The sequence below is a fragment of the Nocardia ignorata NBRC 108230 genome (assembly GCF_001612905.1).
Taxonomy (GTDB): Bacteria; Actinomycetota; Actinomycetes; order Mycobacteriales; family Mycobacteriaceae; genus Nocardia; species Nocardia ignorata.
Genome location: NZ_BDBI01000023.1, coordinates 204,908 through 224,598, shown reverse-complemented (window position 1 = coordinate 224,598; position 19,691 = coordinate 204,908). Strand labels below are relative to the sequence as shown.

The window sequence follows — 19,691 nt, the reverse complement described above, 5'->3', positions numbered from 1 at the left end:
CGGCGGTGAGTTGCGCGCGCTCGGCGAGGGCGCCGACGGTGCGCGCGGCGAACAGGTCGCGCGGGCGCAGGGTGACGCCGGCGTCGGCGGCCCGCGACACCACCTGGATGGCGGTGATGCTGTCGCCGCCGAGGGCGAAGAAGTCGTCGTCCACACCGACCCGGTCGTGGCCGAGCACCTCACCGATCACGCGGGCGACGGCGCGTTCGGCGGAGCTGCGCGGCGGCCGGAACTCGCGGCGGCCGAGCACCGGATCGGGCAGGGCGCGGCGGTCGAGTTTGCCGCTCGGGGTGAGCGGCAGTTCGTCGAGTACGACGACGGCGGCGGGCACCATGTAGTCCGGCAGTGCCTCGGCGGCGGCGGCGGTGAGTGCGCTCGGTTCCAGATCGGTGCCTTGCACATAGGACACGAGCATGGTCGATCCGGCACCGTTGTCGCGGCCCATCGTGCTGACCCAGCTGACGCCGGGTGCGGCGGCCAGCACGGCATCGATCTCGCCGAGTTCGATGCGCAGACCACGGATCTTCACCTGGAAGTCGTTGCGGCCCAGGTATTCCAGCACGTCGCCGCGGCGGCGGACGAGGTCGCCGGTGCGGTAGAGGCGGGCACCGGCCGGACCGTGCGGATCGGCGACGAAGCGGGCTGCGGTGAGGCCCGCGCGCTGATGGTAGCCGCGCGCCAGCTGGATACCGCCCACGTAGAGCTCACCGGTGGTGCCTTCGGGCACCGGGTGCAGACGGGGGTCGAGGACCAGGGCGCGGATGCCATGGATCGGACCGCCCATGTGCACGTCGGTGCCGTGCAACGGTGCGCTGATCGTGGCAGCGATGGTCGCCTCGGTGGGGCCGTAGGCGTTGTGCAAGCGGCGTTGCGGCAGCGTGCCCCAGCGAGCAGCGAGGTCCGCGGGCAGGTGCTCGCCGCCGACGATCAGGACGCGCAGATCGGGTAGCCCCTCGGGCTCGAGGGTGGCGAGCACGGTCGGGGTGAGGAAGGCATGGCTGACTCCTTCCGTGCGGATCAGTTCGGCCAAGTCGGTGCCGCCGACACTGTCGGCCGGCGCGACGACGAGCGTGCCCGCGCCGCCGAGGGCGAGCAGCAGTTCCAGCATGGACGCATCGAACGACGGCGAGGCGAATGCCAGGGCGCGCGTGGACTTGTCGAGCCGGTAGCGCTCGACCTGTTCGGCGCAGAAGTTGGCGACACCGGCATGGGTGACCACGACGCCCTTGGGCAGACCGGTCGACCCGGAGGTGTAGATCATGTACGCCGCGCCGCCCGGGCGCGCGGTGCCGAGGAGCTCGATCTCGCGCAGCCCGACACCGGGATTCGCCGCGACCTCGGCGGTGAACGTGCGGTCGTCGAGCGCCACCCAGCCACCGGCGGCGGGCAACGCGGGCAGGTCGGCCAGTTCGGCGGCCAGGGTGACGCCGAGGGTCGCACCCGAATCAGCGACCATGTGCGCGATCCGGTCGAGGGGGTAGCCGGGGTCGATCGGCACGATCACCGCGCCGGTGCGGGCGATGGCCCACAGCGCGAGCACGGATTCCACCGATCGCCGGATGGCGACGGCCACCGGCACTTCCGGGCCCGCGCCACGGGCGATGAGCGCACGGGCCAACTGGTTGGCGGCCGCGTCGAGGTCGGTGTAGGTGAAACCGCGTCCTTCGCCGCGCAGGGCGATTCCCGACGGGTTGGCGCGGACCGCGTCGCCCATGAGCTGGGCGAGGGTGCGCGCAGGCGCGGCGGGTGGGCCCACGAAGGTCGTCTGCGCGGCGAGTTCCCGCTCGTCGAGCAGGTCGATATCGCCGACGGGCGCGGTGGGGTCCGCGGCGACGGCTGCCAGCAGGCGGGTGAAACGGGCACCGAGAGTACGCACCGTCGATTCGTCGAACAGGTCGGTGGCGTAGGTGAATTCGGCGTACATGCCGCCGTTGCGCTGCTGCTCGCGCACGGTGAGCAGCAGGTCGAACTTGGCGTCGGCGGTGCGGGCGTCGAGGGCGTGCACGGCGAGACCGGGCAGTTCCACGGTCACCGGCGCGAGGTTCTCGAATGACAGCGCCACCTGGAACAGGGGGTGCCTGCTGGTCGAGCGGGCTGGTTGGACCGCGTCGACGACCCGCTCGAACGGGACGTCGGCGTGGGCGAAGGCGCGCAGGTCGGTGTCGCGGGTCGCGGCCAGCACCGCGGTGAACGGTTCGTCGCCCGCGATGCGGCTGCGCAGCACGAGGGTGTTGACGAACATGCCGACGAGGTCGTCGAGTTCGCGCGCACCGCGACCGGCGATCGGGGTGCCGATGGCGACATCGTCGGTGTCGGACAGGCGGGCCAGGAGAGTGGCGAGCGCGGCCTGCACGACCATGAACAGGGTGACGCCTTCCCGCCGTGCCAGTGCGGCGAGTCCGGCGTGCAGGTCGGCGTCGATGTCGAAACCTGTTGTGCCACCGGCGAAGGACTGCACCGCTGGGCGTGGCCGGTCGGTCGGCAGGTCGATCTCGTCGGGGAGGTCGGCGAGTTCGGTGGCCCAGTAGGCGAGCTGGTTCGCGGCGATCGATGACGGGTCCGCCTCGTCGCCGAGCGTATCGCGTTGCCACACCGCGTAATCGGCGTACTGGAGGGGCAGTGGCGTCCACGCGGGCGCGGCACCCGAGGTGCGCGCGGTGTAGGCGAGCACCAGGTCCCTGGTGAGTGGGCCCATCGAGAAGCCGTCGGCGGCGATGTGATGCGCGACGAACACCAGCACGTGTTCGTCGGCGCTCAGCCGGAGCAGACGCAACCGGACCGGTGGCGCGGCGGTGACATCGAACCCGGTCGAGGCGGTGCACCGAACTTCGGCGAGGACATCGTCGGCGGTGACCGGTACAGGTGTGAGGTCGAGGTCGACCGCGCCCGGAGCCAGCACCTCCTGCACGGGCCGGTCCCAGCCTTCCCGTTCGGCGCCGCGCCCGGCCGTGGCATCCACCGACGCACCGGTCGCCGGTTGCCCGGCGGCGGTTCCCCTGGTGAGCGCCGCAGGCTGCCGGACCCGATCGTGCGGGGTCGCCGGGTAGCGGGTGCGCAAGACTTCGTGGCGGGTGAACAGGTCGCGGACGGCGGCCTCGAGGGCGGGCAGGTCGAGGGTGCCGGTGAGGCGGATGGCCGCGGGGATGTTGTAGACGGTCGCGTCGGGGTCGAGCTGGTTGAGCAGCCACATGCGCTGCTGGGCCAGCGACAGCGGCACCTCGGCCGGGCGCGGTCCCGCGACCGGGCGCGCGGCCGACAACTCGTCGGCCCGGTGCACCCGCAGCGCGAGTTCGGTGACCGTCGGGGCCTCGAACAGCAGTCGCACGCCCACCGCGCGGTTCAGCGCCTCGGCGATGCGGGCGGCCGCACGGGTCGCGAGCAGAGAGTTACCGCCGAGGGCGAAGAAGTCGTCATCGGCCCCGACGTCGTCCACCCCGAGGATGTCGGCGTAGACCCCGGCGATCAGCTGCTCCGTAGGCGTCGTCGGCGCCCGGAAAGCGGCGGATTCGAAGACCGGTGCGGGCAGGGCAGCGCGGTCCAGCTTGCCGTTGACGGTGCGTGGCAGCGCATCGAGCACCACGAATGACTCGGGCACCAGGTACGCGGGCAATGTCTCCCGCAGCGCGGACTTGACCTGCGCCACATCGAGTTCCGGACGAATGGCCGGGGCGGATGCCGCGACCGAGTTCTCGGCAGCACCGAAATGCGCGGCGCGGCCGGCGGCCGATTCAGAGTCCGCCGGCACCACGTACGCGACGAGGCGGTCGCCGTAGTGGGCGTCGGTGCGTGCCAGGACGGCGGCTTGGGCGACCTGTGGGAGGGCGAGGAGCGCGGCTTCGACCTCGCCGGGTTCCACCCGGAAGCCACGGACCTTGACCTGGAAGTCGGTGCGGCCCAGGTAGATCAGTTCGCCACGCGATGCGCTGTCCGCGGGCGTGCGGATGACCAGGTCGCCGGTGCGGTACATGCGGGCACCCGGCTGGAAGGGGTCGGCCAGGAAACGTTCGGCGGTGAGGGCCGGTTTGCGCAGGTAACCCCTGGCCAGCTGGACGCCACCGAGGTACAGCTCGCCACGCACGCCGGGTGGGACGGGACGCAGGCGCTCGTCGAGCACGTAGACACGGCTGTTCCACTCGGGCGTGCCGATGGGGACGGTCTCGGTATCGGCGGAAGTCACCCGATGGTCGGTGATCGAGACGGCGGCCTCGGTGGGACCGTAGAGGTTGTCGATCCTGGTGTCCGGCAGGGTATTCAGCAGTCGCTGCGCCAGCGGGGCGGGCAGTGTTTCGCCGATCGCCAGGATGCGGTGCAGGGGTGGCGCGGTCGCCTCCCAGTAGCCGACGAGGGTGTCGAGCAGCGACGGTACCGCCGTGAGTGTGGTTACGTCCGCGTCGGCGATGAGCGCGTCCAGGTAGGCCGGATCGCGGTGCCTGTCGGGTGCGGCGATCATCAGGCGGCCACCGCAGACGGCCGCCGACCAGAACTCCCACACCGAGAGGTCGAAAGTGGCGGGCGTCTTCAGCAGGAACGCGTCGGCCGCGGTCGTCTCGAATTCGGCACGAAGCCACTGCAATTGGTTGACCACCGCCGCGTGCGGGACCGCGACACCCTTGGGTCGTCCGGTGGATCCGGAGGTGAAGATGACATACGCCGTGTTCTCCGGACGCAGCGGCGCCCGACGATCCGCATCGGTCACCGGGGCCGGATCGGCGGACTGCACCGCCGGATGGTCCACCCGGACCACGGGCGCCGCGTCCGTGCGGAAACCGTTGGACAGCACGCAGATCGGGGCTGCGGTGTGCAGGATGTAGTCGGTCCGGTCGGCGGGTTGATCCGGGTCGATCGGCACGTAGGCACCGCCGGAACGAGCCACCGCGTACATGGCGACCACTAGATCCACCGAACGGGGCAGGGCGAGCGCGACCAGCGACTCCGGGCCGACACCGAGCGAGATGAGGTGGCGGGCAAGGCGATTCGCGCGCGCCTCGAACTCGGCATAGGTCAGTTCGAGACGTCCCTCCGGCAGGTCCGCGACGAGGGCGATCGCTTCGGGCCGCGCCGAGGCGGGCAGATCGGCGAGGGTGCCGGTCGGCATCGCGAGATCGGCGGCACCGCTGACGATTTCGCTCGACCGCTCGACGGCCGTGCGCAGATCGACATCGCCGACCACCCGGGCCGGGTCCCGCACGATCGCGTCGAGCAGCAGGTTCAGCCGCTCGGCGAACCCAGCCACGGTGGCGGCGTCGAACAGGTCGGTGGCGTAGGTGAAGAACCCTTCGATGCCGGTGGGGCTGCCGTCCTCGGCGTACCCGTCACCGACGATCAGGTGCAGGTCGAATTGCGAGACCGCGAGATCCGCGGGCACCGGGGCGATCCGCAGACCCGGCAGTTCGAGGGTGGCGTGGTCCACGTTCTGGAAGGACAGGCCGACCTGGAACAGCGGGTGACGTGCCGTGGAACGCGGCGGGTCGAGGACCTCCACCAGCCGTTCGAAGGGCACATCGGCGGCGGCGAAGGCGGCCAGATCGCGGGAGCGCTGGTCGGCGAGCAGATCGGCGAAGGCCGCGCTCCCGTCGTAGCGGGTGCGCAGGACGACGGTGTTGACGAACATGCCGATCAGGTCGTCGAGTTCGCGTTCCCCGCGGCCGGCGACAGGTGTCCCGACCGCCACGTCGGCGGTACCGGCCAGCCGCGCGAGCAGCACGGCGAAGGCGGTGTGCAACACCATGAAGACCGTCGATCCGGTCTGCTGCGCGATCCGCGCGAGCCCGGCGTGGGTGTCGGCGTCGATCCGCACCGGCACCCGGTCACCCGCGAGCGAGGCGACGGCGGGGCGTGGGCGATCGGCGGGCAGCTCGAGCAGGTCCGGCAGCCCGGACAGTTCCGCCTGCCAGAAGGCAACCTGTTGCGCGGCGAGCGATTCAGGGTCGGTTTCGGCACCCAGCCGGTCCACCTGCCACAGCGCGTAGTCGGCGTACTGCACCGGCAGACTCACCCAGTCGGGCGCGTGCCCGGCCGCCCGTGCGAGATAGGCGGTGGTCATGTCGCGCACCAGTGGCGCCATCGACGAGGCGTCGGCCGCGATGTGGTGCACCACCACCGCGAGCACGTATTCCGTCGGCGCGTCCGGATCGGCACCGGTCACCTCGAACAACCGCACCCGCAAGGGCACCTCGGTCGTCACATCGAAGGCGGTCGAAGCCAGTGCGGTGATCTGTTCGACCAGCTCTGCGCCTGACCCGGACTCGGCCGGTAGCCCACCAGAACGGACGAAGGGCCGCCCGGCCGCATCAGGTGCGCCCGCATCGGCGGCAGCGTTCACGATGGGGAGCTTGGTGGTGGCGAAGGGGTCGGCGGGTTCACCGATACGGTGGACCGTGATGCCGAGGTCGATCTCGTCGGCGGGCAGGATCCGCTGGATCGGGCCGTCGCCGGTGTCGGGGTAGACGGTGCGCAGGACTTCGTGGCGGGCCAGGACGTCGTGCAATGCCGTGGTGAGGGCGTCGACGTCCAGGTTGCCGGTGAGGCGCAGCGCGAAGGGCAGGTTGTAGGCGGCGGTGCCGTCGCCGGTGGCGCCCTGGTCGAAGCGGTTGAGGAACCACATGCGGCGCTGGGCCGGTGACAGTGGAAGTTCGGCCGGGCGGTCCAGGCTGCCGAGGGTGGAGACGGTGTCCGCCGTCGCGTCGACGGCGGCCGGGTCGAGGGTGGCGGCCAGCGCCGCGACCGTCGGGTGCTCGAACAGGGTGCGCACGGGGATGCGGCTGCCGGTGGCGGCGCCGAGACGGGCGACCAGCCGGGTCGCGACAAGAGAGTTTCCGCCCAGGGCGAAGAAGTCGTCGTCGACACCGATGTCCCTGCGCCCCAGCACTTCCCCGTAGAGCTCAGCGACCAGTTTCTCAGCCGCGGTCGCCGGGGCACGGAAGGCGCGCGTGGTGAAATGCGGTGCGGGCAGCGCTTTGCGGTCGAGTTTGCCGCTCGGGTTGAGTGGCAATTCGTCGAGCACCGTGATGGCGGCCGGAACCATGTACGCCGGAAGGGTTTTGGAGACCGAGGCCAACAGACGATCCGGGTCGGCGGCGCGGCCGGGCGCCGGAACCACATAGGCCACCAGCTGATCGCCGAGTTCGGTCGCGGCGACCATCGCCACCGCCTGGCTCACGGATTCGCTTGCCAGCAGGGCGGTTTCGATCTCGCCGAGTTCGATGCGCTGGCCACGGAACTTCACCTGGAAGTCGATGCGGCCCAGGTAGTCGAGCCGCTGGGGCTCGCCCGCGGTCGGCCTGCGCCACACCACCAGGTCACCGGTGCGGTACATGCGGGCGCCGGTCACCGAACCACCGAAATCGGCGGCGAACGGGTCGGCGACGAACCGGTCGGCGGTGAGACCGGGCCGCGCGACATACCCGCGCGCGAGCTGATCGCCCGCGAGATAGAGCTCGCCCGCGACGCCCGGCGGCACCGGCCGCAGCCGCTCGTCGAGCACGTACACGCGAGTGTTCCACTGCGGCAGACCGATCGGCACCGACCGCTCCCCCGCCCTGGCGGGCCAGTAGGTCACCGAGACAGCCGCCTCGGTCGGCCCGTACAGATTGTGCAGCCGCGCCGAACACACCTCGGCCATGGCATCGACGGTTTCCGGCGGCAACGCCTCACCGATCACGAACACGTCGCGCAATGTCGACAGGCTGGCAGGCCGCGCATCTACGGGGCCGGGTAGCGGGTTGGCCGACGTCCGCGAGGCCCGCAGCGACCACGCGGGCGGCTCGTCCTCCTGAGCGGGCTCGGTAGCCAGCGCCGAACGCAACAGCCGCTCACGGGTGACACGATCCCCGACGGAGCCGGACGGAGCCGTCGACGCCGGACCACCCAGACCGTGCGCCTGTCGAGAACCCGAACCGGACTGCGTCGAGCCACCGAGCCCGGGCGAGGCCACACCGGCATCGTCCGTCGCCACGCGCGCCGGACCACCTCGGAGCCCTGCGGAATTCCCGGGCACGCGCTGCGGCAGCCCACCCGGCGCACGTCGCGGCTGCGCCGAGTCGCCGGATCCGGCCGAGGCTTGCGCGGCGTCGACGACCACACCGGAAGCGCCCTCGCCACGTGCCGACGCGCTCGCCACGGACTCGATTTCCGGCCGACCGGCACGTGCCTGCGCCGCGAAGACCGTGAGCATCGACGGGACGAAGTCGGTGACGGTGACGCGGTGGGTGTCGATGAGATCGATGAGGTACGCCGGATCGCGGTGGCCGTCGGGGGTCGCCAGCAGCAGAGTGGCCCCCACGCGCAACGGGAGGAAGTAACCCCAGAGGGACACGTCGAAGGTGGTCGCGGTCTTCTGGAGGTAGACGTCGCCCAGGACCAGGGGGTATTTCGCCAGCATCCACACCAGCTGGTTGTGGATGGCGGCATGCGAGATCAGCACGCCCTTGGGTCGGCCGGTGGAACCGGAGGTGAAGATGACGTAGGCGGGGTGCTCGGGGTGCAGCGGAGCGAGGAGTTCCTCGGGGCGCACCGGTTCGACGGACACGCCGGCGGTGCCGAGTTCGTCGATTAGCACCACGTCGATTCCCGTGGGGAGGGCGGTGGCGTCGGCGCGGGTGCTCAGTACGCAGGCGGGGCGGGCGGTGTCGAGGATGTAGGCGATGCGGTCGGCCGGATGGTCGGGGTCGAGCGGCACGTAGGCGCCACCGGCGGTGAGCACCGCGTACGTGCCGATCACCAGTTCCGGCGAGCGCCGGACAGCCAGTCCGACAAGGCTTTCCGGTCCGACGCCCGCGCCGATCAGCACGCGGGCCAGCGCGTTGACCCGCTCGTCGAACTGCCGATAGGTGAGCGCGGCGCCCTCGTACACCAGCGCCGTGGCCGACGGATGGGCCTGTACCGCACGGCGATAGGCGTCGAGCACGAGCTCCGGCGCCACCGGGTGGGTGGTGTCGTTCCAGGCGACGATGCTCTGGTGACGTTCCTCGTCGGTGAGCAGGTCGACTTCGGCCACTCTCAGCGACGGCTCGGCGGTCACCGCCGAGAGCAGGCGGGTGAAGCGTCCGGCCAGGTTCTCGATGGACTCCGCGTCGAACAGATCGGTGGCGTAGGTGAACAGCGCCGCCATCGGTTCGGCCGGATCGGTGCCGGGCACGACGGTCAGTTGCAGATCGAAACGCGCGACCGTGCCACCGAATTGGACCGGCGCCACTTCCATGCCGGGCAACCGCAACGTCGGCAGGTCGAGGTTCTGGAAGAACAGCGCCACCTGGAACAGCGGATGATGCGCCTGCGAGCGCACCGGGTCGAGCAATTCGACGAGCCGTTCGAAGGGCAGGTCGGCGTGGGCGAAGGCGGCCAGGTCGGCGCGTTTGGTCGCCCGCAGCAGCTCGAGGAAGCTCGCCCGCTGGTCCACCTGGGTGCGCAGGACCAGGGTGTTGACGAACATGCCGATCAGGTCGTCGAGTTCGCGGGCACCGCGCCCGGCCACCGGGGTGCCGATGGCGATGTCGTCGGTGTGGGCCACCCGGCTCAGCAGCACCGCGAGTGCGGCGTGCACGACCATGAACTCCGAGGTGCCGGTGCGTTGGGCCAGGTCGGCGAGCGCGGTGTGCACGGCGGCGGGGATCTGGAAGCCGAATTCCGCACCGCGACCGGTGAATACGGGCGGCCGCGGGCGGTCGGTCGGCAGGTCGAGGCGGTCGGGCAGGGCGGCGAGCGTATTGCGCCAGAAGGTGATCTGGGCGGCGGCGAGCGAGTCGGGATCGTCCTCGGCGCCGAGCAGTTCGCGATGCCACAGCGTGTAGTCGGCGTACTGCACCGGCAGGGGCGCCCAGCTGGGCCGGGACCGGTTGCGCCGCGCCAGGTAGGCGCCGAGCAGGTCGCGCAGCAGTGGGGTGATGGAGGCACCGTCGGCGGTGATGTGGTGCAGGGCGATCGCGACCACGTGATCGCGCGGGCCGAGTTCGGCCAGCGCCACCCGCAGCGGAACCCCGGCCGCCACATCGAAGCCCTTGGCGGCGAATTCGGCCAGCCAGAGCGGCAATTCGTCCTCGGACAGGCTGTCTACGAGCACCTCGGGCACCGCTTCGGAGGCGGGCAGGATCACCTGGTGCCCGACACCTTCGGCCACACCGTCGTCGGCGGTTTCACCGGCAGTGAGCACCGGATACCAGGTGCGCAGGGATTCGTGCCTGCCGACCAGATCCGACAACGCCGCGTACAGCGCGTGCGCGTCGAAAGGCCCGGTCAGGCGCAGAGCGAACGGGATCGTCTCGGCCGTGGAGTTCGGGTCGAACTGGTTGAGGAACCACATCCGCCGCTGCGCGGGCGAGAGCGGGATCAGCTCGGGACGGCCGCGCCGGGTCAACGGCGCGTGCCCACCCGCACCCTTCAGCGGCTCCAGCAGCGCGGCGAGCCCGGCGACAGTGGGACTCTCGAAGACATGCCCGGCCGGAACACGGGTCGACAGTTCGGCGCCGAGCCGAGCCGCGACCCGGGTGGCGAGCAGGGAGTTACCACCGAGGGCGAAGAAGTCGTCGTCGGCGCCGATCGGATCGGCCGGGTGCAGCAGGTCGGTGAAGACCGCTGCGACCAGCTCCTCCATCGCCCCGGACGGCCTGCGGAACTCGGCGGCGCGCAGGGTCGGCGCGGGCAGCGCGGCCCGGTCGAGCTTGCCGACAGGCGTGAGCGGGATGGTCTCGAGCACCGTCAGCGCGGTCGGCACCATGTGGGCGGGCAGACCAGCCCTGGCGTGGGCGAGCACCTCGTCGAGATCGATCGAGGCGCCCGGCGCGGCATGCACGTAGGCGGCGAGAATCGTTGTGCCGTTGTCGAGTTCGTGGCCGACGGTCACCGCGAAGTCGACGGACTCGTGCGCGGTGAGCACGGTGTCGATCTCGCCGAGCTCGATGCGGAATCCGCGCACCTTCACCTGGAAGTCGTTGCGTCCCACGAATTCGACGGCGCCGTCGGGCCGTCTGCGCACCAGATCGCCGGTGCGGTACATGCGTCCGCCCGCCGGGTCGAACGGGTCGGTGACGAATCTGGACGCGGTGAGCGCGGGCCTGCGGTGGTAGCCGCGCGCCAGCCCGTTACCCGCGATGTACAGTTCGCCGATCATCCCGTCGGGCACGCGGACGAGGCGTTCGTCGAGCACGTACTCGGTGACCCCACGCAGCGGGGCACCGATGTTCACCGTGTCGCCGATCTCCAGCGGCGCACTGATATTGGTGACGATGGTGGTTTCGGTGGGCCCGTAGCAATCGTGGAAACGCCGGGTGCCGGTGGCCCAGCGGCGGATCAGATCCGGCGGGCACGCCTCACCACCGGTGGTGACCACGGCCAGTTCGTCGAGCCCGGTGGGATCGAGCGAGGCGAGGGCGGCGGTGGTGATGAACATGTGCGTCACCGACTCGCGGCGCAGCACCTCGGCCAGCTCGGCACCGCCGAGGATGCCCGCGGGCGCGACCACCATGGTCGCCCCCGCACCGACGGCCATCAGCAGTTCCAGCACGGCCGCGTCGAACGACGGCGACGCGAAATGCAGAGTGCGCGAAGTGGGTTCGATGCCGTAGTGGGCGCGTTGCTCGGCGCAGTACCCGGCGAGACCGGCGTGGGTCACCACGACACCCTTGGGCAGACCGGTCGACCCGGAGGTGTACACCACGTAGGCGGGATGCTGTAGCCGCAGCGGGCGCACCCGGTCGGCGAAGGTCACGGGGTCGCCGGGGTGTTCCTCGGCCGCGCGGCGCACCGCCGGGTCGTCCAGGCACAGCCATTCCACGGTGCCGGGCAGGCGATCGACGGCCGCCGACATCGACAGCCCGACCACCGCGCCCGCGTCGGCGAGCATGTGCGACACCCGCGCCTGCGGGTAGTTCGGGTCGACGGGCAGGAAGGCCGCACCGGCCTTGGTCACCGCCCACATGGCCAGTACCGACTCCGGTGAGCGGCCGATGCCGACGGCGACCACGTCCTCGGGACCGACTCCACGCTCGATCAGCAACCGGGCCAACCGGTTGGCGCGCTCGTCGAGTTCGCCGTAGGTCAGGCGAACCGGCGCCGACACACCGTCGGACCAGCTCAGCGCCACCCCACCCGGATTGGACTCCACCGCCACGGACAGCAGTTGCGGCAGCGTCTTGCCCCGCTGCCTGGCTCGGGTACCGGACGCCCGCGACGCCCTGGTCACGACAGCCCCATCCGATCGCCGGAGTCGACTCGCCGCTGCCCGGTCATGCACGCACCTCGTACCTATCCATCCATCCCAGCCACCGCACGCCGCTGCTGCGACCGGCCGGCGTTGCCGATCATCTCACTCAACGCGACGATCGTCGCACCGGCACCTTCCCCTGGTTCGGCGACAGCGACCGCCGATTCGGTGAACACATGGCTCACCTCGTCGGCGCCGTCGTCACCGGACCCCAAAACGACAGCCGCACCGGCGATTCCGGCCGCGACCAGTTCGAGCACCCCGGCCACCGAATCCGGCCTGCCCGCCGTGCGGGTCCGTGATTCGAAATTCAGACCCGTACGCTGCCCGATCCGCTCGGCCGCACCGGCCAGCTCGTCGTAGTTCAGCACCCGGCCACCACCGACGAAGGCCACGTCGTCGCCGCGCAGGGCGCGGGTGCGGTGGGCGTAGCCGATGGGGCGCGGTGACTCGGCGGCCAGTTCAGCGCGCAGGGCGGGGTCGGCCAGGTCGTACCAGTCCAGACCGTCGGGCGGGTCGAGGATGTCGAGGCTCAGCCCGAGCTTCACCTCCAGCCCGTCGGGTAGCGGCGCGTCGATGGTGAGCAGCGGCACCACCGCCGCCCCCGCCTTGAGCACCGCCCACACGGCGATGGCGGCCTCGGCACCCCGGTCGAGCCGGATCGCGACGCCATTGCCCGGTCCCGCACCACGCGCGATCAGCGACCGCGCCAACTGTGAGGAGCGGGCGTCGAACTGGTGGTAGCTCAGTTCGGCGTCGCCCAGGTCGAGGGCAGGCGCGTCGGGGTCCTCTTCCACGGCGGCGGCCAGTTCCTGGGCCAGTGCGGCGCCGTTGGCCGACGGGGCGGGCGCGTAGGCCGCGGCGGTGAGTTCGCGTTCCTTCTCCCTGGCATCGCGCAGGTCGATATCACCCACCCGCACCGCGGGATCGGCGGCGACGGCCGCGACGATCTCGGCGAAGCCACGCGCCAGCGCGGCGACGGTGTGTTCCTCGAAAAGATCTGTCGCATAGGTGAACACGACACCGACCTCGTCGGGTTCACCGGTGGCGGTGTGCGTGGGTTCCACGTTCACCTGCAGATCGAACTTGGCCGAACGGGCGGCGGAGTCCACCGCCTCGATGGTGAGTCCAGGCAGCCGCAGGATCGGTGTCTCGTTGTTGTGGAACGACAGCACCACCTGGAACAGCGGGTTGTGCGAGACGGCGCCGGTGGGCGCCACCTCCTCCACGATCCGCTCGAACGGCAGGTCGGCGTGGGCGAACGCGGTGAGGTCGACTTCGCGTACGGTGTCGACGAATTCGGCGAAACCGCGCTGCGGCGTGACCTCGGTGCGCAGGGTCAGCGTGTTGACGAACATGCCGACCAGGTCGTCGAGCTCCGGCTCCCCCCGCCCGGCGATGGGCGTGCCGATGGCGATATCGGTGTCACCGCTCACCCGGGCGAGCAGCACCGCCAGCGCCGCGTGCACGACCATGAACAGCGACGCGTTGTGCTCGCGGGCGATCTCGGCCAGCCCGGCGTGCACGTCGGCGGGCAGCGTGGTTCGCACTTCGGCACCGCGCAACGAGGCCTGCGGCGGACGCGGGTGGTCGTGCGGCAGTTCGATGGTTCCGGTGCGACCGGCCAGGGTGGTCCGCCAGAAAGCGAGCTGGCGTGCGGCGGTGGAACTCTCGTCGTTCTCGTCGCCGAGCACCGCGCGCTGCCACAGCGCGTAGTCGGCGTACTGCACCGGCAGCGGCGCCCAGCTCGGCGAACGCCCCTCCACGCGGGCGCGGTAGGCGATCACCAGATCGCGGGCCAGCGGGGCGAGGGAGGCACCGTCGGCGATGATGTGCTGCACCACCACCGCGAGGACATGCTCCTCCTCGGCCAGCGGGTCGGTGTCGGGCACGGTGAACAGGCACGCGCGCAACGGAACTCGCTCGGTGACATCGAAACCACCGGCCAGCAGCCGCATCACCCGTTCGGCCGGGTCGTCGCAGGTCTCGATCGGCAGCCCGCCCGGCAGCACCGCGCTCACCGGCAGGATCTCCTGATACGGCAGCTCGCCCGGTGCGTCGGCCGGGAAGCGGGTGCGCAGCGCCTCGTGCCGCTCGAGCACATCGGCCACGGCGTAGCGCAGTGCCGAGGTGTCGAGCGCGCCGCGCAGGCGAAGCACCAGCGGGATGTTGTAGGCCGGGGAATCCGGGTCGATGCGGTTGAGCAACCACATGCGCTGCTGGGCGGGCGAGAGCGGGATGACGCCCCGATCCTGGGCGGGAACCAGCGGCGGGCGCGGGTTGGTGACCGCGCCGGGGCGCACCCGCGCGGACAGGGCGGCCACGGTCGGCGCCTCGAACAGGTCGCGCACCACCAGGTCGGCGGCCAGGGCGGTGTCGATGCGGGCGATGGCGCGGGTCGCCAGCAGCGAATTGCCGCCGCGATCGAAGAAGTTGTCGTCCAGGCCGACCTCGGGCACGCCGAGCAGGGTGGCGAACACCTCGGCCACGCTCTGTTCGATCGGGGTGGTCGGCGCGCGGAACGTCGCCGCCGAGGCGAACTCGGGGGCGGGCAGCGCGGCCCGGTCGAGCTTGCCGTTCGCGGTCAGCGGCAGCCCGGCCACCACCATCACGGCGTCGGGAACCATGTACCCGGTGAGGAATTCGGCGACGGCCGCGCGGACGGCCACCGGGTCGAGGTCCGCCCCCGCCACCGGCACCACGTACGCGATCAGCCGGTCGCCCGCGTGTTCGTCGGCACGCACGACCACCGCCGCCTGCCCGACACCGGCGACGCCGAGCAGCGCCGACTCGATCTCGCCCGGCTCGATCCGGAAGCCGCGCAACTGCACCTGCTGGTCGCCACGGCCGCCGTATTCGAGGGTCGGGGTGCCGCGGAAGCTGACCCAGCGGCCGAGGTCGCCGGAACGGTAGCGCCGCGATCCGGGCGGACCATACGGGTCGGCGACGAAACGGGTCGCGGTCAGTCCCGGCTTGCCGAGGTAGCCGCGCGTCACCTGGTTGCCCGCGATGTAGAGCTCACCGGCCACGCCGAAGGGCACGGGACGCAACCGGTCGTCGAGCACCGCTACCGAAAGACCGGGCAGGGCGCGACCGATCACGCTGCCCGCGGTCGCCGACGGCTGCGGCGAGAGAGCCAGGTGCGACACGTGCACCGTGGTCTCGGTGATGCCGTACATGTTCACCAGTTCCGGTGCGGCGGGGCTGTTTCCGTACCGGTCGTACCAGCGGACGAGTTTGCGCGGGTCGAGCGCCTCGCCACCGAAGATCACGTAGCGCAGCGCGAGCGGGGCGGCGCCCGCGGCCTGGGCGGCACGGTCGGCCTCGTCGAGCTGGGCGAACGCGGTCGGCGTCTGGCTCAGCACCGTCACCTGTTCGCGGGCGAGCAGGTGACGGAACTCGATCGGCGAACGCGAGGTGACATGGTCGACGACCACCACCGAAGCGCCACCGGCCAGCGCGCACCACAGCTCCCACACCGAGAAGTCGAAGGCGAAGGAGTGGAACACCGTCCATACGTCGTCGACGTCGAAGCTGAACAGTACCTGGGTATTGGCGAACAGCTCGAGCACGTTGCGGTGGCTCACCGCCACGCCCTTGGGCAGACCGGTGGAACCGGAGGTGTAGATGACGTAGGCCAGATGGTCCGGACGCAGCGGAGCGTGACGTTCGGACGAGTGCAGCGGCGCGTCGGAATGCAGGGCGCGCTCGTCGAGCAGCACCACCGGCAATGCCGAGGCCCAGCCGTGTCCGGCCTCGCGCAGGATGTCGTATTCCGACGACGACGCAAGCAGCACAGCGGGTTGCGCGTCGTCGACCACGTACTCCAGGCGTTGCGCCGGGTATCCGGAGTCGATCGGCAGATAGCCCGCGCCCGACAGCAGTACCGCGAGCAGCGCGACCGGCAACTCCTCGGTGCGTGGCACAGCAACGGCGACAAGGGTTTCCGGACCCGCGCCGCGGGCGATGAGCGCGCGGGCCAGCGCCGAGGCCTGACCGAACAGGTCGGCGAAGCTCAGCGACCGCTCCCCCGCCCGCACCGCGACGGTGTCGGGCCGCTGCCGCGCCTGGGCGGCGAGGAGGTCGACCAGGGTCACCTCGGGAACCGGCACACCGGGCGAATTGCCTTCGCGGAGCACGAGATCGCGCTCACCGGGAGCGAGGACGTCGATATCCCCGACGGGCAGGGTCGGATCGGCGACCACGGTGCCGAGTACCCGCGCCCACCGATCGGCGAAATCGCTGACGGTGCCGCGATCGAACAGGTCGGTGGCGTACCCGAACGACACGGCCATGCCCTGCGGCGCGCCGTCGTCACCGATGTGTTCGGCGACCTCCACCTGCAGATCGAACTTGGCGATCGGCACCGTGAAATCACCGTCGCTGACGGTGAGCCCGGGCAATTCGAGATCGGTGCGGGCCAGGTTCTGGAAGGTGAGCATCACCTGGAACAGCGGATGCCGCGACGTCGAACGGACCGGCTCGAGCAGTTCGACGAGACGCTCGAACGGCACGTCGGCGTGGCCGAAAGCGGCCAGGTCGCGGGCGCGGACATCGATGAGCAGTTGCCGGAACGACACCGCCGGGTCGATCTCCGTGCGCAGCACCAGGGTGTTGACGAACATGCCGATGAGCTCGTCGAGCGCCTGCTCGCCGCGCCCGGCGACCGGGGTGCCGATGGCGATGTCGCGGGTGCCCGACAGGCGCGCGAGCAGCAACGCCAGCGCGGTGTGCACCACCATGAACACGGTGGCGTTGTGTTCGCGCGCGAGGTTCTGCAGGCCCGCGTGCACCGAGGCCGGGACATGGATGTGGTGCAGGTCGCCCTCGTGACTCGCGACGGCGGGGCGCGGCCGGTCGGCGGGGAGTTCCAGCTGCTCGGGCAGGCCGGCGAGGGTGTCACGCCAGAACGCCATCTGGGTGGCGAGCAGCGAACGCGGGTCGTCCTCGCTGCCGAGCAGTTCGCGCTGCCACAGCGTGTAGTCGGCGTACTGCACCGGCAGCGGCGGCCACTGCGGTACGCCACCGCCGCGTCGCTCGGCGTAGGCGGTGAGCAGGTCCCTGGTGAGCGGGGCGAAGGAGAACCCGTCGGCGGCGATGTGGTGGATCACGCACGCCACGACGTGTTCGGACTCGTCGAGTTCGAAGATGCGGATCCGCACGGGCGGGGCGGCGGTGACGTCGAAGCCGGTGAGCACGGTGTCGGCGACGGCGTCGGCCAGCTCGGCCTCCTCGATCGCGACGACCTCGAAATCCGGAGTGGCCAGCGGGTCGCCGGGCGCGAGGATGAGCTGGTGGCCGTGGCCTTCCAGCACCGGCCCGTCGACACCATCGATGGCCGGGTACACCGTGCGCAGCACCTCGTGCCGGGTGGCGAGGTCCCCGATCGCGGCTCGCAGGGCGGGCAGATCCAGGCGCCCGTTCAGGCGGAGGACGAGCGGGATGTTGTCGACGGCCGAGGACGGGTCGAACCGGTTGAGGAACCACATCCGCTGCTGGGCGTAGGACAGCGGGATCTGTGCGGGTCGCGACCGGGCGACGAGTGCCAGCGCGCCCGCCGAGGTCCGCTGCTGTTCGGCGCGCTGGGCCAGCGCGGCGACGGTCGGCGCCTCGAAGACGGCCTGCACGGGCACCCGCACGTCGAGTGCGGCACCGATGCGGGCGACGGCCTGGGCGGCCAGCAGCGAGTCGCCGCCGAGCTCGAAGAAGTCGTCGTCGGCGCCGACCCGGCCCGCGCCGTCGCGCAAGAGCAGCGCGGCGAACACATCGGCGACGGCCTGCTCGGCGGGTGTGGCGGGCGCACGGAAACCGCGAGCGGTGAACACCGGCGTCGGCAGTGCGGCGCGGTCGAGTTTGCCGACCGAGTTCAACGGCAGCTTGTCCAAGACCATGATGACGGCCGGAATCATGTACGCGGGCAGTGATTCGGCGAGGAATTCGGCCAGTTCGCCGGTGTCGACCGTGCGCCCGAGACGCGGCAGCACATACGACACGAGACCGGTGGCCCCCGACGGCATGGACTTACCGAGGGTGACGGCGTAGTCGAGGTCGGGATGGGCAGTGAGGGCGTTGTCGATCTCCCCGAGCTCGATGCGGAAGCCACGCACCTTCACCTGGAAGTCGGTGCGGCCGAGATATTCCAGGGTGGCACCGGATTCCACGCGGCGCACCAGGTCGCCGGTGCGGTAGAGCCTGCCCGGCCCGAACGGCGAGGCGATGAACCGCTGCGCGGTGAGCCCGGGCTTGCCGAGATACCCCTGCGCCAGCGCCGGACCCGAGAGGTAGAGCTCGCCCACCACGCCGGCGGGCACCGGTCGCAGCCGCGCGTCGAGCACGAACAGGCCCATACCGGGCACGGCGGTGCCGAGGGTGATCGGCTCGTGCGGGTGCAGGGCGGCGGTGCTGGTGGCGAGAATGGTCGCCTCGGTCGGCCCGTAACCGTTGTGGAAGTTGCGGCCGTCGACCGCCCAGCGGCCGACCAGTTCCGGTCCGAACCGGTCGCCCGCCACGACGACGGTGCGCAGGTCGGGCAGCCCGGCCGGGTCGACCGACTCCAGGGCGCCGGGCGTGATGAGCAGATGGGTCACGCGCTCGCGGCGCAGCAGATCCGACAGTTCGAATCCGCCGAACACGCGCGGCGGCGAGATCACCAGCGTGGCACCGCTGGCGAAGGTGAGCAGCAGCTCGAGCACCGAGACGTCGAAGTTCGGCGAGCACACGTGCAGCACTCGCGAATCCGGGCCGACCCCGAAGTTCTCGCGTTCGGCCGTGACCAGCGAGGCCAGACCCGCGTGGGTCACCACCACGCCCTTGGGTTTGCCGGTGGAGCCGGAGGTGTAGATGACGTAGGCCGGGTGGGCCGGGTCGATCTGGCGCACCCGGTCGGCGTAGCTCACCGCGTGCGCGGGGTGGGCCGCGATGCGCTCGGCGACGACGGGGTCGTCCAGCTCGATCCAATACAGGCTCGTCCCGAGGCTCGCCCGGTGGGCGGCCGTGGTGAGGCCGAGGGTGGCGCCGGAATCGACGGCGATGTGCGCGATCCGGTCGCTGGGGTAGGCCGGGTCGACGGGCACGTAGGCGGCGCCGGTCTTGGCGACCGCCCACACCGCGAGCACCGATTCGATGGAGCGGGAGATGCCGACGGCGACCACGTCACCCGCGCCGACACCACGGCCGATCAGTTCACGGGCCAACCGCGAGGAGCGTTCGTCGAGCTCACGGTAGGTGAGCACCTGCTCGGCACCGGGCATGCCGGTCGGGTTGTAGCGCAGCGCGACCGAATCGGCTGCGGACTCGACAGCAGCCGTGAGCAGCTGGCCGAACAGCGCTCGGCCGCCGGTTCGACGACGTTCACGGCCAGCGCGGCGGGGGCTTTCCACAGACCAATACACCTCTCGCGTCCGACGAGGCCGAACGGGACACAGCATAGATCTCTACCTTGCACCGCCGACCGTCGCCGAGGTGTGCGCCATGACACACCGACTCTCTGGCAACA

General features: G+C 71.1%; 2 protein-coding genes. Both read right to left on the bottom strand.

The features are described from left to right. On the bottom strand, positions 1-12,175 hold a 12,175-nt coding region (locus NI2_RS35210; RefSeq protein ID WP_255284028.1), incomplete at its 3' end, for a non-ribosomal peptide synthetase. Between the two features lie 62 nt (positions 12,176-12,237). Next, positions 12,238-19,575 carry a non-ribosomal peptide synthetase gene (locus NI2_RS19400; RefSeq protein ID WP_166655759.1) on the bottom strand — a complete coding sequence of 2,446 codons (7,338 nt, stop codon included), beginning with the start codon at positions 19,573-19,575 and terminating at the stop codon, positions 12,238-12,240. Between the last annotated feature and the right edge of the window lie 116 nt (positions 19,576-19,691).